At 63.6% G+C, this 26688-nt stretch carries 27 protein-coding genes, 1 tRNA gene and 1 riboswitch; of the genes, 16 read left to right on the forward strand and 12 right to left on the reverse strand.

Annotated elements, in window-relative coordinates:
• Positions 1 to 21: 21 nt before the first annotated feature.
• Entirely contained in the window at positions 22 to 519 is a 498-nt protein-coding gene (locus LDL32_RS09970; protein WP_233066434.1) for a hypothetical protein, read from the forward strand.
• Between the two features lie 160 nt (positions 520 to 679).
• Here LDL32_RS09970 and LDL32_RS09975 read toward each other — a convergent pair.
• A tRNA-Gly gene (locus tag LDL32_RS09975) sits at positions 680 to 753 on the reverse strand.
• A gap of 114 nt (positions 754 to 867) precedes the next feature.
• Positions 868 to 948: riboswitch (SAM riboswitch) on the forward strand.
• 126 nt (positions 949 to 1074) lie between these two features.
• Here LDL32_RS09975 and metZ point away from each other — a divergent pair.
• The 3 genes from metZ to folE all read left to right on the forward strand — a co-directional run bounded on the left by metZ (position 1075) and on the right by folE (position 3448).
• Complete coding sequence (gene metZ / locus LDL32_RS09980; RefSeq protein WP_233066436.1) at positions 1075 to 2277, forward strand: O-succinylhomoserine sulfhydrylase; 1203 nt, start codon at positions 1075 to 1077, stop codon at positions 2275 to 2277.
• Positions 2278 to 2361: 84 nt separating this feature from the next.
• A complete protein-coding gene (gene apaG / locus LDL32_RS09985; protein ID WP_233068824.1) occupies positions 2362 to 2772 on the forward strand; it encodes a Co2+/Mg2+ efflux protein ApaG in 411 nt (136 codons plus the stop codon).
• A gap of 70 nt (positions 2773 to 2842) precedes the next feature.
• On the forward strand, positions 2843 to 3448 hold the full coding sequence (gene folE / locus LDL32_RS09990) for a GTP cyclohydrolase I FolE (protein WP_233066438.1): 606 nt from the start codon (positions 2843 to 2845) through the stop codon (positions 3446 to 3448).
• A gap of 61 nt (positions 3449 to 3509) precedes the next feature.
• Here the strand turns inward: folE and LDL32_RS09995 are convergent, their stop codons facing one another.
• Together LDL32_RS09995 and moaB are read right to left on the reverse strand one after the other, a co-directional pair.
• Complete coding sequence (locus LDL32_RS09995) at positions 3510 to 4085, reverse strand: DJ-1/PfpI family protein (protein WP_233066440.1); 576 nt, start codon at positions 4083 to 4085, stop codon at positions 3510 to 3512.
• Positions 4086 to 4107: 22 nt separating this feature from the next.
• A complete protein-coding gene (gene moaB / locus LDL32_RS10000; protein ID WP_233066443.1) occupies positions 4108 to 4656 on the reverse strand; it encodes a molybdenum cofactor biosynthesis protein B in 549 nt (182 codons plus the stop codon).
• Between the two features lie 262 nt (positions 4657 to 4918).
• Between moaB and LDL32_RS10005 the strand changes: the two genes are divergently transcribed.
• From LDL32_RS10005 to LDL32_RS10015, 3 genes are all read left to right on the forward strand, one after another.
• Entirely contained in the window at positions 4919 to 6397 is a 1479-nt protein-coding gene (locus tag LDL32_RS10005; protein ID WP_233066444.1) for a carbohydrate porin, read from the forward strand.
• A gap of 45 nt (positions 6398 to 6442) precedes the next feature.
• Positions 6443 to 7426: a phosphotransferase enzyme family protein gene (locus LDL32_RS10010; RefSeq protein ID WP_233066446.1), complete on the forward strand. Its 984-nt coding sequence runs from the start codon at positions 6443 to 6445 to the stop codon at positions 7424 to 7426.
• A 308-nt stretch (positions 7427 to 7734) separates the two neighbouring features.
• Positions 7735 to 7917: a hypothetical protein gene (locus LDL32_RS10015; RefSeq protein ID WP_233066448.1), complete on the forward strand. Its 183-nt coding sequence runs from the start codon at positions 7735 to 7737 to the stop codon at positions 7915 to 7917.
• Positions 7918 to 8002: 85 nt separating this feature from the next.
• Here the strand turns inward: LDL32_RS10015 and LDL32_RS10020 are convergent, their stop codons facing one another.
• From LDL32_RS10020 to budA, 5 genes are all read right to left on the reverse strand, one after another.
• Positions 8003 to 8419, reverse strand: coding sequence for an NUDIX domain-containing protein (locus LDL32_RS10020; RefSeq protein WP_233066450.1), 417 nt, complete (start codon positions 8417 to 8419; stop codon positions 8003 to 8005).
• Positions 8420 to 8520: 101 nt separating this feature from the next.
• Positions 8521 to 10215 (reverse strand): alpha-keto acid decarboxylase family protein, encoded by a 1695-nt coding sequence (locus tag LDL32_RS10025; RefSeq protein ID WP_233066452.1) that lies wholly within the window; start codon positions 10213 to 10215, stop codon positions 8521 to 8523.
• Between the two features lie 129 nt (positions 10216 to 10344).
• The gene (gene dld / locus LDL32_RS10030; protein ID WP_233066454.1) at positions 10345 to 12078 is read right to left on the reverse strand and encodes a D-lactate dehydrogenase; all 1734 of its coding nucleotides are present in this window, start codon (positions 12076 to 12078) and stop codon (positions 10345 to 10347) included.
• A gap of 202 nt (positions 12079 to 12280) precedes the next feature.
• Positions 12281 to 13972 (reverse strand): acetolactate synthase AlsS, encoded by a 1692-nt coding sequence (gene alsS, locus LDL32_RS10035; RefSeq protein ID WP_233066456.1) that lies wholly within the window; start codon positions 13970 to 13972, stop codon positions 12281 to 12283.
• A 72-nt stretch (positions 13973 to 14044) separates the two neighbouring features.
• Entirely contained in the window at positions 14045 to 14848 is an 804-nt protein-coding gene (gene budA / locus LDL32_RS10040) for an acetolactate decarboxylase (protein WP_255673806.1), read from the reverse strand.
• Positions 14849 to 15073: 225 nt separating this feature from the next.
• Between budA and LDL32_RS10045 the strand changes: the two genes are divergently transcribed.
• Positions 15074 to 15475: a hypothetical protein gene (locus LDL32_RS10045; RefSeq protein WP_233066462.1), complete on the forward strand. Its 402-nt coding sequence runs from the start codon at positions 15074 to 15076 to the stop codon at positions 15473 to 15475.
• Positions 15476 to 15519: 44 nt separating this feature from the next.
• Here the strand turns inward: LDL32_RS10045 and LDL32_RS10050 are convergent, their stop codons facing one another.
• Positions 15520 to 15849, reverse strand: a complete 330-nt coding sequence (locus tag LDL32_RS10050) for a chaperone modulator CbpM (protein WP_233066465.1) — start codon at positions 15847 to 15849, stop codon at positions 15520 to 15522.
• On the reverse strand, positions 15846 to 16787 hold the full coding sequence (locus LDL32_RS10055) for a J domain-containing protein (protein ID WP_233066468.1): 942 nt from the start codon (positions 16785 to 16787) through the stop codon (positions 15846 to 15848). Before LDL32_RS10055 ends, LDL32_RS10050 begins: the two co-directional genes overlap by 4 nt.
• Positions 16788 to 17069: 282 nt before the next feature.
• Between LDL32_RS10055 and LDL32_RS10060 the strand changes: the two genes are divergently transcribed.
• Entirely contained in the window at positions 17070 to 18836 is a 1767-nt protein-coding gene (locus LDL32_RS10060) for a Na+/H+ antiporter (protein ID WP_233066470.1), read from the forward strand.
• Positions 18837 to 18895: 59 nt separating this feature from the next.
• Positions 18896 to 19252, forward strand: coding sequence for a hypothetical protein (locus LDL32_RS10065; protein WP_233066472.1), 357 nt, complete (start codon positions 18896 to 18898; stop codon positions 19250 to 19252).
• Positions 19253 to 19300: 48 nt separating this feature from the next.
• Here LDL32_RS10065 and LDL32_RS10070 read toward each other — a convergent pair whose 3' ends face one another.
• Entirely contained in the window at positions 19301 to 20299 is a 999-nt protein-coding gene (locus tag LDL32_RS10070; RefSeq protein WP_233066474.1) for an aldo/keto reductase, read from the reverse strand.
• Between the two features lie 248 nt (positions 20300 to 20547).
• Between LDL32_RS10070 and LDL32_RS10075 the strand changes: the two genes are divergently transcribed.
• On the forward strand, positions 20548 to 21441 hold the full coding sequence (locus LDL32_RS10075) for a DUF2272 domain-containing protein (protein WP_233066477.1): 894 nt from the start codon (positions 20548 to 20550) through the stop codon (positions 21439 to 21441).
• Positions 21442 to 21471: 30 nt separating this feature from the next.
• Here LDL32_RS10075 and LDL32_RS10080 read toward each other — a convergent pair whose 3' ends face one another.
• On the reverse strand, positions 21472 to 21882 hold the full coding sequence (locus tag LDL32_RS10080) for a rhodanese-like domain-containing protein (protein ID WP_233066479.1): 411 nt from the start codon (positions 21880 to 21882) through the stop codon (positions 21472 to 21474).
• Between the two features lie 136 nt (positions 21883 to 22018).
• Here LDL32_RS10080 and LDL32_RS10085 point away from each other — a divergent pair, with 136 nt between their 5' ends.
• The 5 genes from LDL32_RS10085 (at position 22019) to LDL32_RS10105 (ending at position 26574) form a co-directional block, all read left to right on the forward strand.
• Positions 22019 to 23041: a cysteine synthase A gene (locus LDL32_RS10085; RefSeq protein ID WP_233066481.1), complete on the forward strand. Its 1023-nt coding sequence runs from the start codon at positions 22019 to 22021 to the stop codon at positions 23039 to 23041.
• Between the two features lie 81 nt (positions 23042 to 23122).
• Positions 23123 to 23842, forward strand: coding sequence for a response regulator (locus LDL32_RS10090; RefSeq protein WP_233066483.1), 720 nt, complete (start codon positions 23123 to 23125; stop codon positions 23840 to 23842).
• A gap of 7 nt (positions 23843 to 23849) precedes the next feature.
• The gene (locus tag LDL32_RS10095) at positions 23850 to 25439 is read left to right on the forward strand and encodes an ATP-binding protein (protein WP_233066486.1); all 1590 of its coding nucleotides are present in this window, start codon (positions 23850 to 23852) and stop codon (positions 25437 to 25439) included.
• A 40-nt stretch (positions 25440 to 25479) separates the two neighbouring features.
• Positions 25480 to 25956: an OsmC family protein gene (locus LDL32_RS10100; RefSeq protein ID WP_233066489.1), complete on the forward strand. Its 477-nt coding sequence runs from the start codon at positions 25480 to 25482 to the stop codon at positions 25954 to 25956.
• 39 nt (positions 25957 to 25995) lie between these two features.
• A complete protein-coding gene (locus LDL32_RS10105) occupies positions 25996 to 26574 on the forward strand; it encodes a YqaA family protein (RefSeq protein ID WP_233066492.1) in 579 nt (192 codons plus the stop codon).
• The last annotated feature ends 114 nt before the right edge of the window (positions 26575 to 26688 follow it).

Consider the following 26688-nt stretch of genomic DNA (forward strand, 5'->3'; position numbering starts at 1 on the left):
CAACCAGCCGGAGTAGCCGTCATGCCATCTGCCCCATCCGCTTTTCGTGCCCGGAGCACCATTCTGGCGGCCATGCTTGCCATCATGCCGGGCGCGTGGGCAGGGGCGCAGACCGGGCCGGTCATACTGGCCCAGCATCCGGGCACCGAACTGGACCGGCAGGCCCGGACGCTTGTGGCCCATGACCTGCTGGATGCCGCGGACAGCCAGGAACGCCCGGTCCTGCTGACCGGATCGGGGCCGGTATCAAGCGATCCACGGCGCATGGCGCTGTTCGTGCAGGTGCAGTCAGCCAGCCTGTGCGGCTCGGCAGGATGTTCCACCTCGGTCTACCTGCGCAACGGGCGCAGATGGACGCGGGTGCTGGATTCCGTAAGCGGGCCGATCACCATTACCCCGCAGGTTCATGGCGGCATGCATGACCTGCTGGTCGACAGCACGGACCGCTGGATCTGGAACGGCACGACCTATACCGATACCCAGGCCACATCCCAGCCCATGCCGCCAGAACGGCCATAACCGGGCGGCCTGCGGGGCATCCGGCCATTATCGGCATGCCAGCCAGCCATTACCTGACCATGGCATTGATGCGCGGAGGCCACATGGCTGCCCACATGCCCTGACGGTGCATTGCCACACGCAGATACCGGGCGCCGGAATGACTGGTTTTGGGAGAAAATGGAGCGGGTGAAGGGAATCGAACCCTCGTATGCAGCTTGGGAAGCTGCCGTTCTACCATTGAACTACACCCGCATGCTGGCCCTCTATACTGCACAAGCGGTCATGATGCAATCACCCCTCCCGACGGGCAGCAGTTGACGCACCCTGTCCTGATCCGCAATAAGCATGCATGTCCGGGTGCATGGAAACCCGGACCCTCGTGATTTGGTACGGCCGGCTTGCGGCGAGGTAAAACATACGCGCTAAAGAGGCCCGATACCGCTCTGTCAGGGTGCGGGCATCTGGTTTCCACGGTCGTGAACCGCGTCCCGGGCGGACCGGACTGCCGGGCATGAACCGGCGCTGGCCCTGCCCGCCCATTGTCCACCCTGTACACAGGAACTGCCACCAGACATGACTGACCAGCCTGATCCCAAATCCTTCCGTCCGGCCACCCGCCTGCTCAACGCGGGACTTGAACGCACACCGTACGGCGAAACCAGCGAGGCGATGTTCCTGACCTCCGGCTTTGTGTACGACAGTGCCGAGCAGGCGGAAGGCACCTTTACCGGCGATGTGTCGCATTACCAGTACAGCCGCTTTGGCAACCCGACCGTAGCCAACCTGGAGCGCCGCCTGTGCGATGTGGAAGGGGCGGAGTCCTGCGTCCTGACATCAACCGGCATGGGTGCGGTGTCCTGCGCGCTGCTGGCGCAGGTCCGCGCGGGTGAGCGGGTCGTGGCGTCGCGCGCGCTGTTCGGTTCATGCCACTGGATCGTGGCCGAACTGCTGCCGCGCTACGGGGTGGAGACGGTATTCGTCGATGGCGGGGACATGGCAGCCTGGCAGGAAGCGCTGTCCAGCCCGACCAGCGCCGTTTTGCTGGAAAGCCCGTCCAACCCCATGCTCGACGTGCTTGACATCCGCATGATCTGCGACCTTGCGCACAAGGCAGGTGCGACCGTGATCGTGGACAACGTATTCGCGACACCGCTGTACCAGAAGCCGCTGGAACTGGGCGCGGACGTGGTCGTGTATTCATGCACCAAGCATATCGACGGGCAGGGCCGTGTTCTGGGTGGCGCCGTGCTGGGTTCGGCCAAATGGATGGATGAGGTACTGCGTCCCTTTGCCCGCAATACCGGCAATGCCATATCGCCCTTCAACGCATGGGTCATGCTCAAGAGCATCGAGACCCTGGCGCTGCGCGTGGATGCCATGACCCGCAACGCAGCGAAAGTGGCCGATTTCCTGGCAGATGCGCCGGGCATTGCGCGCGTGTTCTATCCGGGCCGCAAGGACCACCCGCAGTACGAACTGGCGAAGAAACAGATGTCGGGCGGCTCCACGCTGGTCGCCTTCGAGGTCGAGGGCGGCAAGGCTGGCGCCTTTGCCTTCATGAACGCGCTGCGCCTGATCTCGATTTCCAACAACCTTGGTGATGCACGGTCCCTTGTCACGCATCCGGCAACCACCACCCACATGAAGCTGCAGCCGGAGGAACGTGCCCGCCTTGGCATCACCGACGGTGCGATCCGCTTTTCCGTCGGGCTGGAAGATGCCGATGACCTGATCGACGATCTCCGGCGCGGCCTCGCGGCGCTGGGCAGCCGATAGTACGGGAGCACCGCCTTCATGAGCAAGAACAGGCCCTTCCCTCCCCCCGGTGGGGAAGGAACGGATTCCCCGCTGGGCGAGGCGATGGATAACGTCCCCTGTTTCGAGGCGGTGACGGAGGACGTGCGCGTGGTTGTCCAGACATTCTGGCTTGATGACCAGTCCGAACCCGATGAGCACCGCTACGTCTGGGCTTACCGGGTACGGATCGAGAACCACGGCACCGAACAGATCCAGCTCCTGCGCCGCAGCTGGCGCATTGTTGACGGGCAGGGGCGGATCGACCGTGTGGATGGCGATGGCGTGGTGGGCGAGCAGCCGCTTATCGACGCCAGCGGCAGTTTTGAATACATGTCAGGCGCCGCACTGGAAACGCCCACAGGCTTCATGGGGGGCATGTACCACATGATCCGCCCGGCCAGCCGCCAGCATTTCGATGTCAGCATTCCCGTCTTCAGCCTGGACAGCCCGCACCATCCGGCCATCCTCCATTAAGCCTTCCACACGGATTCCTCCCTGCGGCATGTCCGGGCCCGGACATGCCCATGCAACAAGAACCAACAGCATGACCTCCATTGACACCCGTCCCTCCCGCACGGAAGCAGAAGAAGCCGTACGGACCCTGCTGCGCTGGGCTGGCGAAGACCCCACCCGCGAAGGCCTGCTTGATACGCCGTCGCGCGTCGTGAAATCCTATGAGGAGTTTTTCTGCGGCTACGCGGAAGACCCGGTCGAGATGCTGCGCCGCACCTTCTCGGAAGTGGAGGATTATGACGAGATGGTCCTGCTGCGCGATATCCGCGTGGAGAGCCATTGCGAGCATCACATGGTGCCCATCATTGGCGTGGCGCACGTGGCCTACCTGCCACGCAAGCGGGTCGTGGGCATTTCCAAGCTGGCCCGCGTGGTGGACGCCTATGCCCGGCGCTTCCAGATACAGGAACGGCTGACGGCGCAGATCGCCAACACCATCAACGAGGAACTGCAGCCCTATGGCGTGGGCGTGGTGATCGAAGCCTCCCACCAGTGCATGACCACGCGCGGCGTGCACCGCCCGGGCGTGTCCATGGTGACCAGCCGCATGCTGGGCACGTTCCGCAGCAATTCCGACACACGGCGGGAGTTCCTGTCGATCCTGAACCGCCCGGGCATGACCGGCAGCGGGATCTGAGCAGATCGCTGCCGGCCCTGCGCCCGTGTGTCGGTAAGGGCCGGTTCCGGCAGCGTGATCCCTACAGCGAGATCTTGGCCCCCAGCACGGCAATGAACTGCGCCAGCCATGCCGGGTGCGCGGGCCATGCGGGGGCGGTCACCAGCATGCCATCCGTCACGGCGGCATCAATCGCGATATCCGCATAGACACCCCCGGCCAGTTCCACATCGGGACGGCAGGCGGGATAGGCCGAAACCCTGCGCCCTTCAATGATCCGGGCGGCCGCCAGCAGTTGCGCCGCATGGCAGATCGCGGCCAGCGGGCGGTCTGCAAAGGCGCGGACCAGCGCGATCACCCGCGGATCAAGCCGCAGGTATTCCGGCGCCCGCCCGCCGGGCACGATTAGCCCCGCATAATCGGCGTGGCTGATGGCATCGAAATCCGCATTGAGCACAAAGCGATGGCCCGGCTTTTCGCTATAGGTCTGGGCGCCCTCGAAATCATGGATGGCGGTCAGGACGTGCTCGCCCTTTTTGCGGCCGGGACAGACGGTATCCACCCGGTAGCCCAGCATGGCCAGCGCCTGGCAGGGCACCATGATCTCGTAATCCTCGACATAGTCGCCTGCCAGCAGCAGGAGCCTGGGTGCGCTCATTGTCGGTTATCCTTCGCTCTGGTCAGTCATGCGCCGCGGGCAGATGCTCACGCAGGCGGGGCATGAGTTCGACAAAATTGCAGGGCACATGCCGGCTGTCGAGCTGCCAGACCAGTATGTCGTCCCACCCGTCCTTCACCGCGCCGGAGGAGCCGGGCAGCGCGAAAAGATAAGTCCCGTTCGCCACCCCCGCCAGTGCGCGGGACTGGATGGTGGAGGTACCGATCTTCTGGTAGGACAGCATGCGGAACAGTTCGCCAAAGCCCTCGATCCGTTTCTCGATCACCTGTTCGAATGCTTCTGGCGTGACATCGCGCCCGGTCACGCCGGTGCCACCGGTGGAGATGACGACATCCACCTGGCTGTCCGCGATCCATCCCGCCAGGGTGGCAGCCAGTCGTGGCGCGTCATCGGGCACGATGGCGCGGGCGGCAACGACATGCCCCGCCGCCGTGATGCGCGCGGCCAGTATGTCACCCGACCTGTCCGTTTCCGGTGTGCGGGTGTCGGACACCGTCAGCACGGCAATGCGGACGGGCAGGAAGGGCTTTTTCAGATCAAGTCGTGACATGCCGCCATGTTCACCATTCCGGCAGCCGGACGTCAACGGCCCCGGTGGCGCGGTGCGTTACATTGCGGGAGATGATGCCGGAACCGAGTAATATATGAGAATAAACACGAAATTCTGATGTAATTGTGCGTTGCACAAAAAAACATGGCAGGGAATAACAACAGTCTACATAAATCTATTGCTATAACAAAAAAATCTCTTTACCGTTATTTTACAAAACATTAGTTTTTATATAATTCCTCGTCCAAGGTTTATAATCAGCATGAGATATGCTATCGATACGCGAATGACCAGAACACTGCTCCGCTTTTTTATGGCGTTCCCCCTGTTTCTTCTTGCCCTTTTCGCGGCGGGCGAAAGCGCAATGGCGCAGGCCATCCCGGGCGAGGGACAGGGCGTAGTGGGCGCGCAGCCCAGTCTCAATGTCAATTCACGCCGCAATGTCAGCGTGAATGATCCCGGCTCGTTTTTCAGCGCACCTTATGGCAACCAGCATTTCTTTGGTGACTGGGCCGGGCTGCAGCCCTTCCTGATCAAGCACGGCGTACATATCGAAGCCGACGTGCATGAGGAACTGGCAGGCAACTTCCGCGGGGGCGCCAAGCAGGGCGTGACCGATGCAGGCCAGGTCGGCGTCGAGATCGACATCGACTGGAACAAGCTTGCGGGTGCACCGAAGAATTTCTGGACCCATACCATGATCGTGAACGGCCATGGCCGTAACGCCAGCACGGATTACATCCACGATTCGCTTGCCGGCGTGCAGCAGATCTATGGTGCCCGTGGCAACGTGGTTGCCCATCTGGTCTACATGTATGCCGAACAGTCGCTGTTCCATAACCGGCTGGACATCAGTGCGGGCTGGATTCCGGTGGGCAGCTTCTTTGCCGCCTCCCCCCTGTTCTGTGACTTCATGAACGTGTCGATATGCGGTAACCCCGCACCGGGCAAATATGTACCGGGCGGGCGTGACTGGCCTTCGGGCAACCTGGGTGTGGTGATGCGTGTCATGCCCACGGTCGATACCTACATCATGGCCAGCATGTTCGCCGTATCGCCCCATTCCTACAACGGTGGCATTTCCGGCTGGTCATGGGCACAGAGCGGCCTTGGCAAGTTCTCCACCCCGGTGGAAATCGGCTGGCTGCCCGAGTTCGGCCGCAACCACCTGGCCGGTCACTACAAGGCGGGCTATGGCTACGACAATTCGCAGTATGATGATCTGTATTCGGACATCAACGGCAATTCCGCCGTGCTGACGGGCCAGCCCTTCCGCAAGCAGTCCGGTGTCAGCACCGCATGGTTCCAGGCTGACCAGATGATCATGCGCAATGGCACGGGCCCGACCAACGGCCTGATCCTGCTGGCAGGCTACATGTACACCTCGGGGAAGGTCTCGGCCATGAAGGACCATACCTGGGCCGGCCTGGTGGAAACAGGCGCGCGATGGGGCCGCCCGCTGGATACGGTAGGTGCGATGTTCCATTATTACGAGATGAGCCGCGCCTCCATCCTGCAGCAGGAATCCTCGGTGCTGGCCGGCACGCCCTTCCTGAATAACCAGTGGGGCAAGGTGTGGGGCATCCAGACGCATGAGAACGTGTATGAAGTGTTCTACAACATCCATACCGCGCGCGGCATGAGCTTCCAGCCCGATTTCCAGTACATCAACCGCCCTGGCGGAACCACGACCTACCACGATGCGGCGGTGATGGGCCTGCAGTTCAACTGCATCCTGTAACACACCCTTCATCAGGACGATCTTCCACGGTATGGGAAGCGGATCATGACCGATCACGCTTCCCTGCACCATCTGGCCCGCATGGCGCTGGCCGCCTATCCGCTGCACGATGCGCGCAGCCACCTGATTTCCATTTCCGAAAATGCGATGTTCCGTGTCGATACCGCGCAGGGCGCGCGGTACGCGCTGCGCCTGCATCGGCCGGGCTATCATGATGCGGCTGAAATCGGCAGCGAACTGGCCTGGCTTGATGCCCTGCATGCAACCGGGCTGGAAGTACCACATCCCGTGCCGGGTCTTGACGGTAGCCGCATCCGCACCCTGACCGGACCTGATGGCCTGCCCCGCCATGCCGTACTCTTTGCATGGATGGAAGGCACGGAGCCCACACCCGATATTGACCCGGTCGCCTTCAACCGGCTCGGTCACATCACGGCCCGGCTGCATGGCCAGAGCCGGGCATGGACACGGCCCGCAGGCTTCGTCCGCAAGGCATGGATACCCGCCACCATGACCGGCCCCGATGCACTATGGGGGCAATGGCGGGCGGCACCTGGCGTGGATGCATCGGCCCGCGACCTGATCACGCATTGCCTGGAACGTGTCGGGACGGAACTGGCGGCCTATGGCATGCAGCCGCACCGCTTCGGGCTAATCCATGCCGACCTGCGGCTGGCCAACCTGCTGGTCAGTGGCGCGCATACCCGCCTGATCGATTTTGATGACTGCGGGCTGAGCTGGTTCATGCAGGATCTGGCTGCAGCGCTGAGCTTTCATGAAGACCATCCGCAGGTTCCCCGCTGGGTCGATCACTGGCTGACAGGCTACGGCAGGCACGGGCAGCTGGATAGCGCTGACCTGGACATCCTGCCCGCCCTTGTCATCCAGCGCCGCATCCAGCTGCTGGCATGGACCGGCACGCACCGGAACACGCAGCAGGTGCAAAGCCTGGGCAAGGACTGGCCTGCCCGCACGCTGGACCTGTGCCGCGCGTGGGAAAGGGGCCGGTTATTGCGGGACATAGGCTGAACGCATTGCATTACTGAACAATGCAAATATCTGTTAATATTTTACCTGATAATTAGATATTTTTTTAATTCATCTCCGTTCGTAATCTGCGAAGATTACTTTTTGGAAAGGTTTCGGCCCTAACGTGGCATGGTAGCCATAAGTTCAATTTAATCAATTAAATGTGATTGTCAGAATCGGTTTTTCAGCCCGCTATGGCTTTTATGCCTCAATGCTGACATGTATGACGTCTATGTAATGTGTCGTTCGGTTAACAACCCGAGTCACCGGAGCAAGCCCAGTCCTTGGCACATAACGGAAAAACAGCAATGACCCCTGCAGTTGATACGATTGCGACTACCGCGGCCTCACCCGCCGTGGCCGCTGGCATGCCACTTGCACCGGACGATATTCCAACCCGGTCCCAGACCACGCGGATGATCTATTCCCGCCACCGCCGGGCATTGCGGGATTATGCCCGCAGCCTCGACAATACGGCCGACCCGTCCTGACCAGCCGCGCCATGGGCCCATCTGGCCCGGAACCTGCCGGACAGGCCACGACAAAAATCAAACTTTGACATCATTTTCCATTTTATCACGCCTTGCGTGCGCGTAGCGCCGCAATCGCCTGCCGGGTCGGGATGGTCAACTGGTCAGGCAGTTCATCAAAGGCGTACCAGCGCGGGCCTTCATGCCTGTCCGGCTCCATCAGCGCCGGCTCACCCTGCCATGATGTAACCAGATAGACCGGGGCAATCCAGTGATGTCCGCCTACGGCATCCATCTGCTCCACCAGGCACAGCAGGTCGTGCGCCTGTATGACAATCCCCAGTTCTTCATGGATTTCCCGTTCCGCCGCATGGGCCGTCGTCTCATACGGGTCCACCTTGCCACCGGGCAGCCCCCAGCACCCCGCTTCGGGCGCGCGCAGGCGGCGCAGAAGCAGGATGCGCCCATCGCGGTCGATGATGGCGGCGCCACAGCCCACGCGCGGGCCGGTCATTTCTGTCATATCTGCATCCTTTTCCTGAACGCCTGCTCCATACGACACGGGGGCACCCGAAGGCACCCCCATATCCTGCTGCCCCGACCGAATGGCGGACGGCAGTTGCCTCAGCGCGCGGCAGGCGGCCGGGCATTGGCGGTCGCCACGCGACGCCCCCACGAAATCAGGTCGCTCGTGCAGTCATCGCGGTCGATCACGCATTCGATCAGGGTCGGCCCTTCCGTGTTCGCAACGGCGGCGGCAATGGCCTTTTCCATTTCAGCGCCGGTCGTTGCACGGAATCCCTTGCCGTGGCCATCTTCGGCGTTGAACACGTTCATCAGACCCGCATAATCCCAGTTCTTGATGTTGTTGTATGGTCCATCATGAATCTGGACTTCAATGGTGTAGCCACGGTTGTTGATCAGGAAAATGATCACCGGCAGCCTGAGCCGCACCATCTGCGCCACTTCCTGCGCCGTCAGCTGGAAGGAACCGTCACCGATCATGGCAATGATCCGGCGCTCCGGCTCGGCCACGGCATAGCCGAAGGTGGCCGGGACGGACCAACCGATATGGCCCCACTGCATTTCCAGCTCCACGCGCGCACCACGCGGCAGCTTCATCTGCATGGCGTTGAACCACGAATCACCCGTTTCCGCGATAACCGTGGTGTTCGATGTCAGCAGGTTCTGGATCTGGCGCGCCATTTCCGGGCGCACCAGCGGCGCATCCGGGGCTGCCGCCGCCACGGGTGCGTGCGGTGTGCGGATGCGGCGGTATTCAACCAGTGTCGCATCCTTTTTGGGCTGGCCCTTTACCCGTTCAATCAGCGCGTCGATCACATCCCGCAGGTGAACGCCGTCAAAGGCCTTGCCGCCTGCCGCGATGTGGCGGCCATCCAGCAGGGCAACGTTCTCGCCCCTGGGCCAGGCGGTCCAGCCAACGGTGGAATAGTCATTGAAGACCGGGGTCAGGCACAGTACGCCGTCCGACCAGTCGAATATCTGCTGCGCCTTGGGGCTGCTGACATCCCCCCAGTAGGTGCCGATATAGGCCGGATGGTCTTCGGGGAAGAAGCTCTTGGCGGCAGCCATGGTCGCCACGGCGCAGCCCAGCGCATCGGCCAGGCGGATGGCGGCTTCCTCGCAGCCTGCGGCACGCAGGCGGCTGCCCAGCAGCAGCATCGGCTTCTTGCGGCTGGCAATGAAGCTGGCCAGTTCATCCACCGCCAGCTTCAGCGTCTGGGCGTCGGACGGCGCATCGGCCAGGATCGCGCCAACCGGGCCGGGACGCGGGCAGGGCTGGGAGGAGACATTGCACGCGATCTCGATATAGGCGGGCTTCTTCTCCCGCAGCGCGGTGCGGATGGCATGGTCGATCAGCACCGGCGCATCATCAGCCGAGGTGATGGAGACCGCCGCACAGGTCAGCCGTTTCGCGATTTCAAGCTGGTATCCGTAATCCGGCGTGCCAATGGTGTGATGCAGGATATGGCCGCTGCCATGATCGTTTGAATTGGGTGCGCCCGAAATCAGGATGACCGGCAGGTTCTCCGCATAGGCACCGCCGATGGCATTGAGCGCGGACAGCGCGCCCACGCTGAAGGTGACAACGGCAGCCCCCGCCCCATTGGCACGGGCATAGCCTTCGGCGCTGAAGCCGCAGTTGAGTTCGTTGCAGCAGTAGACCTGCCGCAGGCCGTCGATTTCCAGAAGCTGGTCAAGCAGGACGAGGTTATAGTCGCCCGCAACCGCAAAGTGATCCTTCAGCCCGATCTGTACCAGGCGCTCACCCAGATAATGGCCAACAGTATACGTCATTATTTCGACTTTCCTTCCCTTGTGTGGTGGCGCGTTCACGCGCCCTTCCCCATAGGGGACCACATGGATGGCCCGTATCCGGGCCATCATGCCGAAAGGACAGGATGCCTGCCGGTAGATCCGGCAGGATCAGCCTACACTTTCGGCAATCCAGTTCCGGCGCTTGGTGGCCTGCCCAATGCCCGGATTGAAACAGTTGCACGGATCAAGCTGGCGGTAATGGGCCAGCACGTCATCGGGGGCAGCATAGAGATGCCCGAAATTATGCTCCGCCGGATACCGCGCGCCACGCCTGTCCAGACCCGGCAGCATGCGGTGTTCAAGCGCCATGCAGTCATAGCCTTTGCGGACCACATAGTCCTGGTGCATCACATGGCACAGGAAATGGCCGTAATACAGCTTGACGATGATCTCGTCCTCGATGTCCTTCGGCAGCACCTCGAACCAGTCCTGGTCGTTGCGGCGCAGCGCCACGTCCAGTGCCACGATGTTCTCGGTCGTGTCGGTGTGCACGTTACGATAGCGCACGGCCGCACCCGCCGCGGCAAAACGGTGCAGGAAGGCCTTCGACCCCTCATCGGGGGTGCATTCGAAGAAATCCCCTTCATGTGTCGCGAAATGGCTTTTGAGGAAATCGCGCGCCTCCTGTGCGCCCGATGCGCTGACCTTGAGCATGAGATGGTGCTCGAAACGGTCACGGTAGTCACGCATGCGCGCGGGCAGGTGTTTGGGAAAGAAGTGGCTCATGAACTGCATGAACCGGTCACTAAAATGTTTGGGCAGGAAGCCGATCCTGTCCGCCAGCCGGTCGAATGCATTCTTCATGGCAAACAGGGCCGGCAGCCGCCGCGTGCCGATCATGCGGATGATGACGAAGGTGTCCTTGCCGTATTTTTCCGCAATGTTGAAGGCATCGCGGTGCAGGTATTCACCGGCAATCGGCAGTTCCCTGAAGGATGCCAGGATGTGGCGGCGCACGTCTTCCAGCACATCGGTCTGGTTGGTGCCGATATAGAAGACGACGGGGTTCTTCTCCGCCTCGAACGTATCCAGCCGTACCGCGAACAGCCCCAGCTTGCCCGCACAGCCGGCCCCTTCGTGCAGGCGGCGCAGGTCGGCATTGTAGCGGGCCGGAGTATCGGCGTTCACGTCGCGCACATGGGTGGCATAATCGTCATCATGCCCGCGCCCGGCATTCCAGTTGATGCTTGAATCAGCGAAGTTGCCTGCCTCCACCTGTTTCAGGATCGCCTCGGGGTCGGTGCCGAGTTCGATGCCAAGATGGTTGACCAGTTGCAGTTCACCCTTCTCCGAAACCTGGGCAAACAGCGCCATGTCGGTATAAGCCGGCCCACGACGCACCAGCGCGCCACCCGAATTGTTGCTGACCCCGCCGAATACGGACGCCCCGATGCACGATGAGCCGATGACGGAATGCGGCTCGCGCCCGATGGGGGCCAGCATGCCCTCCAGCTGGTCCAGCGTGGCACCCGGCAGGCAGACAACCTGCCTGCCGCCACCGATCAGGTGGATCGTGCGCATGCGCATGCTGTGCACGATCACGATATCACGGTCATAGGTATTGCCATCGGGGGTGGACCCGCCGGTCAGGCCGGTATTGGCCGCCTGCATGATCACGATCACGCCCGCCTTTACGCAGGCCTGCAGCACACGCCACTGTTCCACCAGCGAACCAGGCATGACGACCGCCAGAGCACGCCCTTCACCAAAACGGAACCCCCGGCGATAGGGCAGGGTTGCCCCGTCCTCGGTCAGCACGTGGTGCCTGCCCACGATCTGCCCGAGTTCCGTAACCAGTTGTGCGCCCGTGGTGGATGACATGTCCTGTGCCGCTTTCAGCATTCTGTTACTTCCTCAATGCATTCCGGAATGGCCCGACTGCCCCTGACAGACGAGACCGCATTTCCAAAATGATGTTTTGTAGTCTCGCATGTTCCGCATCGGACGACTTGCGCATAAAATGCCGATGTCACATGTCCAAACAGAACGGCCCGCCCGCCGGTCAGGGCGTGGCGGGCCGGTTTCATCACGCCGGAACCAGGGTTCAGGCGGCGGCCGAGGTCTCGCCCAGCGTGGCCAGCGGTGTCATCAGCAGGTGGTTCTGGGAATAGTCGACCGGAACCGAGATCACGACCGGGCCTTCGATATCCATGGCTTCACGCAGTGCGCCCGCCACGCCATCGGCGGAATGGACGGCGATGCCGTGCGCCCCGCAGGAGCGGGCGAACATGGCGAAGTCGATCGGCCCGAAATCCACGCCCGATCCACGACCGTACTTCTTCTTCTCCTGCATCTCGACCATGTTGTAGGCCTGATCGACCCAGACCATGTGGATGAGATTGCACTTCAGCCGCACCGCCGTTTCCAGTTCCATGCACGACATCATGAAACCGCCGTCACCGGAAATGGAGATGACCTTCTGCGCCGGGTTGACCAGGCTTGCGGCAATGCCCCACGGCAGGCCGACGCCCATGGTCTGCTGGCCATTGCTGATCAGCATCTGGCGTGCGCGGAAGGACAGCAGGTAACGCGCCAGCCAGATGTGGAAAGTACCCATGTCGAGGCACATGGTCACATCCGGGGTCACGAACTGCTCCAGTTCACGCACGATCTGCAGCGGGTGCACCGCCGTATTGGACGTGCTGCGCGCGCCTGACAGCGCGGACAGGCGGGTGGCGTGGTACTGGGCCAGGATATCCTCAAGCTGCGGGGCGCGCGGCAGCCTGCCCGCCTGCGTCGCAAGCGCGCGGACGGAGGCGGCGATATCGCCAACCAGTTCCACTGCCGGGTCGTAATGCGTATCCAGTTCGGCGGGCACCACGTCCACATGAACGATCTTGCGGCCGTTATCGACATTCCACAGCCATGGATCGTATTCGATGGGGTTGTAACCGATCGAGATCACCAGATCCGCCTCATGCAGCAACTGGTCGCCCGGCTGGTTGCGGAACAGGCCCACGCGGCCGCCAAAGCGGTCGGACAGTTCCTGCGAAACCGCACCCGCCGCCTGATAGGTGCCGATAACCGGCACGCCGGTCGTGGCCACCAGCGCGCGCACCGCGTCCGACACGTCGGGACGGCTGGCCAGCAGGCCCAGCAGGATGACCGGGCGCTGCGCCTTGCGGATCAGGCCCAGCGCCTCGCTCACGGCCTCGACCGGGGCGGCGCCCGGACCGGGCTGGGTGCCGCCCGCCAGCACCTTGCCTTTCGCCGGCATGGACAGGATATCCATCGGCGTGCTGATGAAGGCGGCACCGGGGCGACCGCTTTCGGCAAAGCGCAGCGCGTTGGCAACCGCTTCGGACACGGCGGCGGGGGAGGTGATTTCCGCGCTGTATTTGGTGATCGGCTGGAACAGGGCAACCGTGTCCATGCTCTGGTGCGTAAGCTTCAGCCGGTCGGCCAGCTTGACCGCGCCGCCAATGGCCAGCACCGGGTCGCCTTCGGAATTGGCGGTGGCAAGCCCGGTCACGAAGTTGGAGGCACCGGGGCCGGACGTTGCAATGGCAACACCCGCCTTGCCGGTCAGGCGGCCGATACCACCGGCAATGAAGGCGGCGTTCTGCTCGTGGCGGGTCACCACGGTCTCGATCGGGCTGTCAACCAGCGCATCGAACAGGCGGTCCACCTTGGCGCCCGGAATGCCGAACACGTGGGTCGTGCCGTGTGCAACCAGGTTGCGCACGATCATGTCCGCCCCGCACTCCGGCGCGGCCGATTTGGTCTTGTCAGTCATGATTTCAGGTGTCCTGAACGGTTGCGCCGCAGCCGGTGGCCGGGCGGATGGTCAGGCGGGAGGGAAAAACCCTCAGCCGCCCTCGGCCACGCGAATGGCCTCGTGAATGTTTTCGGGGGACAGGTTGGCGCGTGCGAACTGTTCGGTACGGGGCAGCTGGATTTCCACATCGGAGATCACACCCACCTCAAGCCTGCCACGCAGCACGCCGTAATCGGTCACATGGCCACCGCGGCGCCCGTCTTCCGTCAGGAAGTGCAGGTGGTAGCCTGCCACGTTGACACCCTGCATGTAGCCCGGCGTGCGGAAGCCGAGCATGGTGCCGGTCGAGGCGCCAAGCTGCATGGTCGGCTGGCGGGCCACCACTTCCAGCATGGGGGGATAGGGCTGGCACTGGCAGAACACGGTGCGGGTCTCGACACGCTCGAACATGCCGGTAAAGCGCACGGCGGCAAACAGGTTGGGGTTGTTGACGAGGTGATCGACAATCGCCTCGAAGCCTTCCTTGTCCTGCGCCGTGTCGATCATGTATTCCTTCTCCGGGTTGAAGAAGGTGACGCAGGCGAACGGGGTCTTGAGATCGCCCGGCACGCGGCCCGCCTGCCCGTCGGCACGGAACTGGTGGATCACGCTGTCATTGACGATCATCTCGCCATCCAGGCCATTGAACGTGCCCAGGCCGAAATTGCCGTGCATGAGCAGTTCATCAAGCGTGGTCTCACCATCATAGACCGCATCAAGCAGCGCGGCCATGGTGGATGTCTGGTACAGGCGGTTCATGCGCGGGCGTACGCCGGTCGAATCCGCAGCGCTGGACCGGGTATCGACATCCCCTACCGAGTAGCATTTAAGCTTCACGACCTCAGTCTCCTGCATCGGGTGGCGCTGCAACGAAGGGCATCGCCCGGCCCGGTCTTTTGTGATTGCAGGAGGATGGTGCGGCAACCTGTTCCGTACGTCCAATATATATTCAGATCGATTTCCATATATAAAAAATATGGAAATGATCCCCGGCGAGAACTGGCGTGCAGGGCCCGCGCTTGCCCTGCGGCGCATGAGGCTGCCATTGTGGTCCGGCATGACAATTCAGGATAACCGGATATGAAATCACTTAACATGGCGCTTGCCGCCCTTGCCCTGGGCGGCATCATCTCGGCCGGCAGCCCGGCCCGCGCCGCGGATGACCCCAAGCCCCCCTATGGCCCCGGCGCCTATACGGGCGCATGGACGGCGCTTGGCCTCCAGCCCGTCACCATCAGCGCCAACAAGGCGCTTGGCCCGGCGGCACGGCTGTACCTGAAGCTGCCGGATTCACTTGGCAAGATCACCGGCCTGACCGGGCGCACCATCGAACTGAAGGTACAGGACGGCACATCACTGCGCTCGGTCGATGACAACCCGCGTACCGTCTTCCGCCTGACCTCCCCCAATGCCGCCGACCTGCAGATGCAGGGGCAGAAGCCCGGCCAGAAACTGGACCTGCCGCTCAGCCGCGCGGACTGATCAAAAAAACGCCCCCGGCCCGGTCGGGGCGGGGGCGTGTGGCTTCAGTCGTCCAGACTGGCCAGCAGCGCGCGGATCCGGCCGCGCAGTTCACTCTCACGCGGGGCGCTTATCGCCTCCCGCAGGCGGTACATCTGCCGGCGGGCGGCATAAAGCTGGTCGAGCAGCGAGAGGACGACGGGCACGCCCTCGTCATTGACCCCCATGTCCTCGCGCAGTTCGCGGATCAGCCGGGCCCGTGCCTCATCAATCTCACGGAACAGGTAATGCCCGCGCGTGCCCTCCGGGCGGAGCCATTCACTGTCGATCCAGCCCTGCACATCCTCCACCGGCACGTTGCCGATGCGGATGCAGAGGGTCTCGAGCGTGATCATGCCTTCTCCTCCCCCTTCTCCCTGGCGGTACCGGGTGCTTCACCCCTGAGGAAGGCCTCAAGCGCCGGGTCCACCCTGCCGATGGTCACCACCAGCTTGACATACAGGTTGCCCGCCTCCTGCCCGCCATGGGCCTTGACCCCGCGCCCGCGCAGGCGCAGCACGCTGCCGCTGTCGGAATGGGGGGGGACATTCATCTTGACCGACCCCGCCGGGGTGGGAATGGTAATGCTGCCACCCAGCACCGCCGTCTTCAGGTCGACGGGCAGCGACATGCGGATGTCATTGCCGTCACGCGTATAGGTCTGGTCCGGCGCCACGGTGATGGTGATCAGCGCGTCCCCCGCAGGGCCGCCCTGCTGGCCGGGATCGCCCTTGCCGCGCAGGCGCATGACCTGATCATTCTCGATACCGGGCGGTATCTTGACATCCAGCTGCGCGCCGCCGGGCAGGGTGATGCGCGACGTGCCGCCATTGACGGAATCGAGGAAGCTGACCGTCAGGGCATACTGCCGGTCGGCCCCTTTCTGCGGTCCCTGCGGCCTGCGGCGGAAACCCCCGCCAAAACCGGCCCCACCGCCCCCCTGGCCGAACATGGAGCCGAAGATGTCGCCCAGATCATCTTCCGAAAACTGGCCGCCACCATAATTGAAGCCCTGCGCCCCTTCGGCATAATCACGGTAGCCCCGGCCGCCGCCGCCAAAACCCTTTTCCTGGCCGCTGGCATCGATCTCGCCCCGGTCATAGCGGGCGCGCTGCGCCTCATCGGACAGCAGGGCATTGGCCGCGCCCACGGCCTTGAAGTTCTCCTCCGCCACCTTGTCGCCGGGATTGAGGTCGGGATGGTACTTCTTGGCCAGCTTGCGATAGGCCTTGCGTATGTCATCCTGGCTGGCCGTACGTTTCAGGCCGAGTACTTCGTATGGATCCTTGCTCACTTAAAAATCATCCCTCCGTCAGGAACGGCCCGCCCGCACATGCGCCACGCCTGCCCTGTCACTACACACCATGAATACGGCCTTGCAGCCACTCTTCTCCCGATAATGGGAAGTGGACAGGGCAGGGTCAATGAAAGTGGTCGAAATCTTCAGTTCATGCATGGCAGGCAGAAGAAAATAACAAAACAGTCACTTTTGAAATAACATTTTTTGTATTTTTATTTAACTGGAAAATGAAGTATTCCCTTGGAACAATAGAACTATAAAAAAGACCCATCCCTGATGCATGCCGTTTTCATCACCCTTGCATTACTGACCGTAACGGGCATCAGCAGCCTGATCTCACGCGTGGGGCGCATTCCCGTGCCGCTGCCGCTGATCCAGATCGGGGTGGGTGCGGTCGCGGCCCTCGCGGGGCTGAACATCGGCTTCGACCCCGACATGTTCCTGCTGCTGTTCATCCCGCCCCTGCTCTATGCCGATGCCTACCGCATGCCGATGCGCGAATTCGGGGAACTGCGTAATGTCATCATCATGATGGCGCTGGGGCTGGTGGTCTTCACCACGCTGGCATGCGGGTATTTCATCCACTGGCTGATCCCGCCCATCATGCTGCCCGCGGCGTTTGCGCTGGCCGCCGTCATGTCGCCCACCGATGCGGTCTCGGTCGGCAGCATGATCGAGGGCGGCCGCGCGCCCGCACGCGTGGTGCATATCCTGCATGGGGAAGCGCTGCTCAACGATGCATCGGGGCTGGTGTGCTTCAAATTCGCGGTGGCGGCGGCCATGACGGGGCTGTTCTCATTCCAGCAGGCGCTGGGCAGCTTCATATTCATGTCCATCGGCGGCATCGTGATCGGCATTGCCTGCGCGTGGGCGGCGTGCCGGGCGGAGCATGTGCTGCTGGTGCGTGGCTATGACGACCCGCCAACCCATATCATTCTGGCCATGATGCTGCCCTTTGGCATCTACCTGATTGCCGATGCGGTGGAATGTTCGGGCATCCTGGCCGCCGTGGCGGGCGGCATGACGGTAAAGTTCACCGGGGTGATGAACGAGGCCCGCACCGAAACCCGGCTCAAGGCCACCACCGTGTGGGACATGGTGAACTTCACCTTCAACGCCGTGATCTTCCTGCTGCTGGGGCTGCAGTTGCCGCAGCTGGTCAGCGGGGGGGCCGCCATCGCGCGCGCGGGCGGGGTCTCGCCATGGTTCCTGATCCTGGCGATCCTTGGCATCCAGTTCATGATGAGCCTGATCCGCTTTGTCTGGATCTGGGTCTCCATCTCGGCACGACGGCTATTTGCCCATTTCCGCCACCGCAAGACGGTCATCCCCTCCGTGCGCACCATCCTGCTCATGACGGTGGCAGGCACGCGCGGGGCCATCACGCTGGCGGCCGTACTCTCGCTGCCGGTGGCGACACTGGCCGGACCGGGCTTTCCGGGGCGTGACCTGCTGGTCACGCTGGCGGCGGGCGTGATCATAAGCTCGCTGCTGCTGGCAAGCCTGGCCATACCCGCCCTGCTGCACGGCATGAGCACGGGAGAGGACGACCCCTCCCTGCATGAACTGGACATGATGCGCATCGAACTGGCGCAGACCGCCATAGAGGCGCTGCACACCGAGCAGGCGGCGCTGGCCCAGCAGGAAATGGATGCCCGCCCCGGCGGCGAGGAATCGCTCGACCTGAAGCAGGAAGCCATTGCCCGCCTGCTGCACGAATATCAGGACACGGTGCACAGGCTGGACAATTCACGTGCGGCGGAGGCCAGCATCCGCGCCGCCGCCATACGCGAAAAGCGCACGGAACTGGCGCTGCGCTTCCGCATCATCCGCCACATGCGCGAACGGCTGCACATGCGGGTGATCCAGAAACACATCAATGACGAGACCGAATGGACCATCAACCAGGAACTGGACTTCATCGAACAGGAACTGCAGATCGAGGCGCGTGCCCTCCCCCGTCCCGACAGCCTGCCCCAGTCCGCACCCGGTCCCGCCACCCAGCCCCGCGCCGAACGCATGGCCGAACCTGTAACAAGCTGACACAAGGAACATCGTGCCCCGGGACGGGCCGGGCATTCAGAACCATCAGGAGAATTCCCATGCCCTCCATCCGCACCCTGCTTGCCGGGCTGGGCCTTGCCGCGCTGGCGGGAACCGGCGCGCAGGCCCGGTCACACCATTTCAGTGTGCCCATGCATCGCAGCCATGCCAACTCCCCCTACGGGCATGTCAGAAATTACGAGGCCACGATGGACGAGAAGGATCCCCGCTACGTCGCCGCCGAACAGAAATGCGAGGCGAAGGGCGCCATGGGCGCGCTCACCAGCGCCAATGGCGGCAGCGCGCAGATATCGGCCGGCGGCAGCCATGTGCAGTTCTTCAGCCAGTGCATGGTGGAAATGGGAGCCTGGCAGAACCGCTACAACAGCAATGTGGGCGGCAACCTGAACCAGTAGGCCCGGCGCTACGCGGCGGCGGTTCGCAGCACCGGGCCTGACCTTTCCTCAGCGGCCGGGGGGCGCCATGAATTCCGGCCCGACGGGATCGGGAATGCAGCGGGTCAGGATGGCATCGATCTCGCGGCGGTCCTCCACGCTGAGCGTCCAGCCCGTGGCATCCGCCACGGCCGCGATCTGGTCCGGGCGGCGCGCGCCCCACAGGGCAATGGTCGGCCCCTGGTCCAGCACCCAGCGGATCGCCAGTGCCAGCAGCGACTTGCCATGCCGCTCACGCGCGAAATCCTGCAGTTCACGCACTGCCTGCAGGTACTGCGCGAAGCGGGGCGGCTGGAATTTGGGGTCGGCGCTGCGCAGGTCATCGGAGCCGAATTTCGTATCCGCCGTCATCTTGCCCGACAGCAGCCCACGGCACAGCGGCCCGTAGGCAAGGATGGTCAGGTCATGCTGGCGGGCATAGGGCAGGATATCGTGCTCCATCGCGCGCTCGAACAGGTTGTAGGGCGGCTGCACGGCGGCAAGGGGCGCGAATGCCCGGAACGCGTCCATCTGCGCGATGGTGAAGTTGCTGACCCCCAGCGCCAGCACCTTGCCTTCGCGCACCAGTGCTTCCAGCGTGCGGGCGGTCTCCTCCATCGGGACGGCGGAATCGGGCCAGTGGACCTGGTACAGGTCGATGTAATCCGTACGCAGCCGGCGCAGCGAATCCTCGATCTCCTTGCGGATGCGGGCGGGTGACGTGTTGCGGAAAGGCTTGTGGTCTTCCTTCCAGTCCAGCCCGACCTTGGTGGCGATCGCCACCCTGTCGCGCCGGCCGGCAAGGGCCTGGCCCACGATTTCCTCCGAATGGCCAAAACCGTAGACGGGAGCCGTGTCAATCAGGGTGATGCCAAGATCCAGCGCCTCGTGAATGGTGGCGATGGCCTGCCGGTCATCCGGCCCACCCCACATCCATCCACCAATCGCCCATGTGCCCAGGGCGATACGCGAGACGGGATGCTTCAGGCCACGGATTGTGGTCGTGTCCGTGATTGATGGCTGTGTCATGAATTCTCTCCGTAACTGGTGGATGGGTGGACGCCGCGCACCATCCCATGGCGCATGCTGCCACGCCAGCGCGCATACGGTCACCATGGCGTGCGGCCTGCTGGCATGCACGCGGTTCCCCCCTGCCAACCCAACACCGGACCGGCGCGGGCGTTGCGTTTTTTGCCCATGGGCAGGGCGCGCCCCCTTCCGCTTGCCCGGTACGGGCCGTATGGAGGAAGCACGCCGCCTGCAATGGAGTGTCGATTTTGCGCAAGATAGCCCTTCTCGTTCCCCTGGCCTGCCTTGCCGCCTGTGCCCACGGGCCGGACAACCACGCACACCGGGCCACGACCCCGGTGGCGCAGTACGCCACGGGTGCCGGGCCGCTTGCGGTCAATACCCATGTGCCGGATTTCGCCACCCGCAATTACGAACCCTTTACCCGGCAGGACGTGATGGCCATCGCCCTGCGCGAATGGCGGCTGTTCGGCCAGCCGGTCAATGATGACGACCCTGAACTGCGCCTTGAGCCCACCACCCCCGTAACCAAGCCCGAACGCACGCCCGGCCTGTGGCAGCGCGTGGGAGAATACTGGTGGATCGGCCAGGACCCGCAGGAGAGCGAGGCATCATGGGACGGCAAGCACGACGCGGATGGCCACATAACCGATTTCGTGCATGACGGACGCTACGCGTGGTCGGCGGCGTTCATTTCCTATGTCATGCGCGTTGCGGGGGCGAATGACCGCTTTGCCTATTCACCCAACCACGCAACCTATATCAATGCCGCGGCATCCGGGCAGGAAAAGGGTGTCAGGGCGCGCAATCCCGCCCGCTACGCGCCAAAGCCGGGTGACCTGATCTGTGTGGGGCGCGGGGCGAGCAAGGCCGTGCGCTTCCGCGACCTGCCCACGGCACAGGGTTTTCCGGCCCATTGCGGCATCGTGGTCGCGGGCCCGCATGACGACGCGCCATTCGGCCATGAGATCAGCATCATCGGGGGCAACATAGATGATGCCGTAGCCCTGACCCATGTGCCCGTGGGGGCGGACGGGCGGCTGTTCGACCGCAGGGGCAGAAGCCTGGACAGCCGCTACCCCTGGTGCGCCGTGCTGCAGGTCCGCTATGATGCGGACAGCGAACCGCAGGCGGACCGGTAACCGCCCGCGGGGGCTTTTCGTGCAGCGTTTTCAGCCGTTGGTGCAGGGCAGTCCGGATGCCTGCCAGCCCGCCAGCCTGCCCCGGGCGCCGGTGGCGTCCTGCGGGCCCTCGAACCCGTCGGCCACGTTGAAAACGTTGTGATACCCCGCATCATACGCCGCGTGCGCCGCGGCCATGCTGCGCGCGCCGGAACGGCAGATGAAATAGACTTCATCCGTCCTGCCAATGCCCGCCTGCTCCAGCGTCGTCACGAAATCGGGGTTGACCTGGCCCGCCGGCGGCAGCTGCCAGCTGTCAAGCACCAGCGCCTTGCCCGCACCCGACAGGTCGGGCACGCCGATATGTTCCCACTCCATGGGCGTACGCACATCGACCAGCCAGGCGTTGGGGCGGCTGCGCACCGCCTCCCATGTGGCGGTGGGCGAAATATCATCAATCATCACTGGTTCCTTTCATCGGGAAAACCGGTTTAGGGATATGCCAAGCAACGCGCATTCCTGATAGTAGGGAATGCAACACACCCGGCATGGCTTCCGTGCCGGGCACCCTGATCCAGACCAGCGAAGGTGCTGCCTTATGGCCGAAAGTGCAAATCCCGCCTCCTCCCTATCACCGGACATGCCGGCCGCAATCGGCCATACGCCCCTGATCCGCCTGCGACGGGCATCGGAGGCCACGGGATGCGATATCTACGGCAAGGCGGAGTTCATGAACCCCGGTGGCTCGGTCAAGGACCGGGCGGCGCTGGCCATCATCAACGATGCGGAGCGCCGTGGCACGCTCAGGCCCGGCGGCACGATTGTCGAAGGTACGGCGGGCAATACCGGCATCGGCCTGACGCTGGTGGCCAATGCGCGCGGCTACCGTTCCATCATCGTCATGCCCGAAACCCAGAGCCAGGAGAAGATCGACTTCCTGCGCATGATTGGCGCCGACCTGCGGCTGGTGCCCGCAAAGCCGTTCCGCGATCCCGGCAATTACGTGCATGTCTCGCGCCGCCTCGCGGAAGAAACCGGCGGCGTATGGGCCAACCAGTTCGACAACACTGCCAACCGCGAGGGCCATCGCCACACCACCGCCCCCGAGATATGGGAACAGACGGGCGGCAGGATCGACGCCTTCACCTGCTCATGCGGCACCGGCGGCACGCTGGCGGGCGTGACCCTGGGGCTGGAGGACGAAGCACGCAGGGCCGGTGTGGCGCGCCCGCGCATCGTGCTGGCCGACCCGGAGGGGTCGGGCCTGTACGGCTGGGTCAAGTCGGGTGACCTGTCGGTCAGCGGGTCCTCCATTACCGAGGGAATCGGCCAGTCCCGCGTTACGGGCAATCTGGAGGGGCTACATTTCGATGATGCCGTGCGCATTCCCGATGCCGAAGCGCTGGAGCAGATCTACAGCCTGCTGATTGACGAAGGGCTGTCCGTTGGCGGGTCGGCGGGGATCAACATCGCCGCCGCCATCCGGGTCGCGCGCGCCATGGGGCCGGGGCACCGCATTGTCACCATCCTGTGCGATGGCGGCGCGCGCTACCAGTCCAAGCTGTTCAACCCCACCTTCCTGCGGGAAAAGAACCTGCCGGTTCCCCGCTGGCTGGCCTGACCTGCCCCAGGCATTGCGACATGATTGCAACGGAGTGAAACACCTGATGTTTACGCCATTGCAGTCGTGTAGGATGGCACAATGAACCCGCTGCCGCACATCCTGATCATTGATGATGACCGTGAGATCCGTGACCTGCTGGCACGTTTTCTCGAACGCAACGAACTGCGGGTCACCACGGCGCGCGACGGGCATGAAGCCCGCCGCCGCTGGTCGGAAGGGCATTACCAGCTGGTCATCCTCGACCTCATGCTGCCGGGCGAAAGCGGGCTGGACATCTCGCGCTGGCTGCGCACGCAGGCCAATGTGCCCATCGTGATGCTGACCGCCATGGGCGATGACACCGACCGGATCATCGGCCTGGAACTGGGGGCGGATGACTATGTGCCCAAGCCCTTCAACCCGCGTGAACTGCTTGCGCGCATCCGCGCCGTGCTGCGCCGTGCATCCGACACACCCGACCCGCGCAGCGTGCCAGTGCTGCACACGCTGCGCTTTGCCGGATGGAAGCTCGATACCGGGCGGCGGCGGCTGCTCAACCCGGATGGCGTGGAAGTGCCGCTGACCGGCGGGGAGTACGACCTGCTGCTGGCCCTGCTGGAACGCGCGAACCGCGTCATGACGCGCGACATGCTGTTCGACCTGCTGCGCGGGCGGCAGGCCGGCCCCTTTGACCGCGCAATAGACGTGGCGATCAGCCGCCTGCGCCGCAAGCTGGAAGATAACGGGCGCAACGCCCAGCTGATCAAGACCGTTCGCGGGGGTGGCTATGTCCTTGCGGCGGAAGTCGAGCGCCTCTGAGCGCGCCATGTCGCCTGCCTTCCGGTCATCTTCCCTGTTTTCCGCCCCGCCACCGGCCGAAACGCCACCCGGCTGGCGCCAGCGCCTGCTGCGCCGCCTGGTACCGCAATCCCTGGCCGCACGTACCACGCTGCTGCTCATGGGGGGGCTGGGCATCATTCAGGTCATCGGGCTGACCATCCATGCCATGGACCGGTTCGATTTCGACCAGCGCATGATCCATGAAAAGGCGCACAGCAAGGTCTTCGCCTATTACCGCGCCATCGTGGAAACCGCCCCGGCCGACCGTGCGCGTGAACTCGCCGCGCTTCACCTGCCCGAAGGGATCAGCATCACCCTTACCCCCGGCCCCGAACCCGACATGGTAAACGGCCTGGTCCTGCCCCCGCATGGCCCGCCCCACATGCACGGGCCGGATGACTGGGGCGGCCACCCCAACGGGGGAATGGGGCCGGGCGGGCCAGGTGGATTCGAGCCGGGAGGGCACCACCCGGCCGATGACGGCGGCCCCCACGGCTTTCACTGGCCCGGCAGGCCGGGCGGACCGGGTGAAGGTGACGGCATGGGGCCGCTGCCCCAGTCGCTCCGCCCCGAACAGGTAATGATTTCCCCCACGCCGGGACGGCACCGCACGGTTGCCTTCCTGCTGCCTGATGAACGGCGGTGGGTCACGATCCACTACGTGCTGCCCCGGCCCAGCCTGTTCCGCTCCCCCACCTTTCCCATCGCCTTCCTCCTCATGACCTCCACGGGCGGGATACTGATCCTGTGGGGCGTGCGCAGGCTGATCGCCCCCGTCAGCACCCTTGCCGCCGCGGCCGAAGAACTGGGCCGCAACGTGAACGCCCCCCCCATGCCCGAGGACGGACCGCGGGAGGTGGCACGCGCCGCCCATGCCTTCAACACCATGGCGCACCGCATCCGCCGCTACCTGACCGACCGCACGCTCATGCTCACCGCCATCGGCCATGACCTGCGCACGCCCATCACACGGTTGAAACTGCGGGCGGAATTCGTCGAGGATGACGAAATGCGGGCCAAGATGCTGGGCGACCTGGATGAACTGGAGGCCATGGTGGCGGCGACGCTGGCCTTCGGGCGCGATGCCTCCCAGCGTGAACCGATGGGGCAGGTCAACCTGACCGCCCTGCTCCAGACCATCGCCGATGAAACCACCGAGACCTGCCCGCTGATGGAGGGCAAGGTCACGTTCTCCTCCGAAGCGCCCGATGTGCTGGTGCGCGCGCGCCCCGTGGCGCTCAAGCGTGCGCTGGGCAACCTTGTGAGCAACGCGGTCAAATATGCCGGTGGCGCCAGGATCCTGCTGCTCCATCCCCATCGGGGCGAAGGGGATGATGCGGATGAATACAAGGTCACCATCCTGATTGACGATGACGGCCCCGGCCTGCAGGCGGAGGACCTGGAGCGCATGTTCGACCCCTTTGTCCGCGCCGAACAGAGCCGTAACCGTGAAACCGGCGGCACGGGGCTGGGGCTTTCGATCTCGCGCAACATCATATGGGGACTGGGTGGCGATATCCGGCTAGGCAACCGTCACCCGCATGGATTACGTGTGACTGTCACACTCGTCTGCTAAGGTCCGATTCCAGTACGGACAATTCAGGATATAGCGCTCAATGCCGGACAGAACACACCGCTATCAGGTCTCGCTTCTATGGACCGGAAACGGCGGAAATAACGGGGCTTCCCGGCAGGCCCATCAACGCAGCTACGAACTGCACTGCCCGGGCAGGCCGGTCATCGATGGCTCGGCCGCCCCTGCCTTCCGTGGGGATGAACAGAAATGGAATCCCGAAAAACTGCTGCTTGGCGCATTGTGTGCCGATCATCAACTCTGGTTCATCCATCTGTGCACGGCGATGGGAATCGGAATCCTTTCCTATTCCGACCATGCGGAGGCCATGCTGGAGGAATTCGAGGACGGTTCCTTCTCCTTCAGGCAGATCATCCTGCGGCCGCACGCCGCCCTGTCCACCGCACACAATACCCAGCAGGTGCTCGACCTGCACCAGGATGCCGCCATGCGAAGCTGCATCGCGCGTTCGGTCAGCTTTCCGGTACTGTGCGAGCCACGGGTAACCGGCGCGCAATAAGTCCTTGCCGCAGGCAGGCGGGAATGGCATTGCCCGATAATGCTTGATCGCCTGTACGCCCGCATCGTCGCCCTGGCCGCCAGTCCGCATGCCGTGATCTGGCTTGCGGTCATCGCTTTTGCGGAGGCCAGCGTCTTCCCCCTGCCGCCCGACATCATGCTGGTGCCCATGGTGCTGGCATGCCGGGCGCGCGCCTTCCGGCTTGCCGCCATCTGCACGCTGGCCAGCGTGTGCGGGGCGGTGCTGGGGTGGTGCATCGGTTCGTTCCTGCTGGAATATGCCGCCATGCCCATAGTGCGGTTCTATCATGCCGAGCATACATTGCTGACATTGCAGGACCGCTTCCGGGAATGGGGCATCTGGATCATCCTGATCAAGGGGCTGACACCCATCCCGTTCAAGTTCGTCACCATTGCCAGCGGGGCCGCCCACCTGTCACTCGTGCCGTTCCTGATTGCATGCGCGATTACGCGCGGGGCGCGGTTTTTCCTGCTGGCCGCCCTGCTGCGCCGCTTTGGCGCACCGATACAGGCCTTCATCGAACGCAGGCTGCCGCTGGTGGCGGGACTGCTGGCCGTTGCCGTCATAGCCGGGATCGTGGCGCTCAAATACATCTGACGCCAGTCAGGCGCGCCGGGGCCGCGTCGGGCCGCGCGTGTTGCTGTATTCGGACCGGGCAGGCCGTGATATGACGGACCCTGTCCTGATTCTGGCCCGCAGGGAGATCACGCC

Source organism: Komagataeibacter sp. FNDCF1 (assembly GCF_021295335.1).
Lineage (GTDB): Bacteria > Pseudomonadota > Alphaproteobacteria > Acetobacterales > Acetobacteraceae > Komagataeibacter.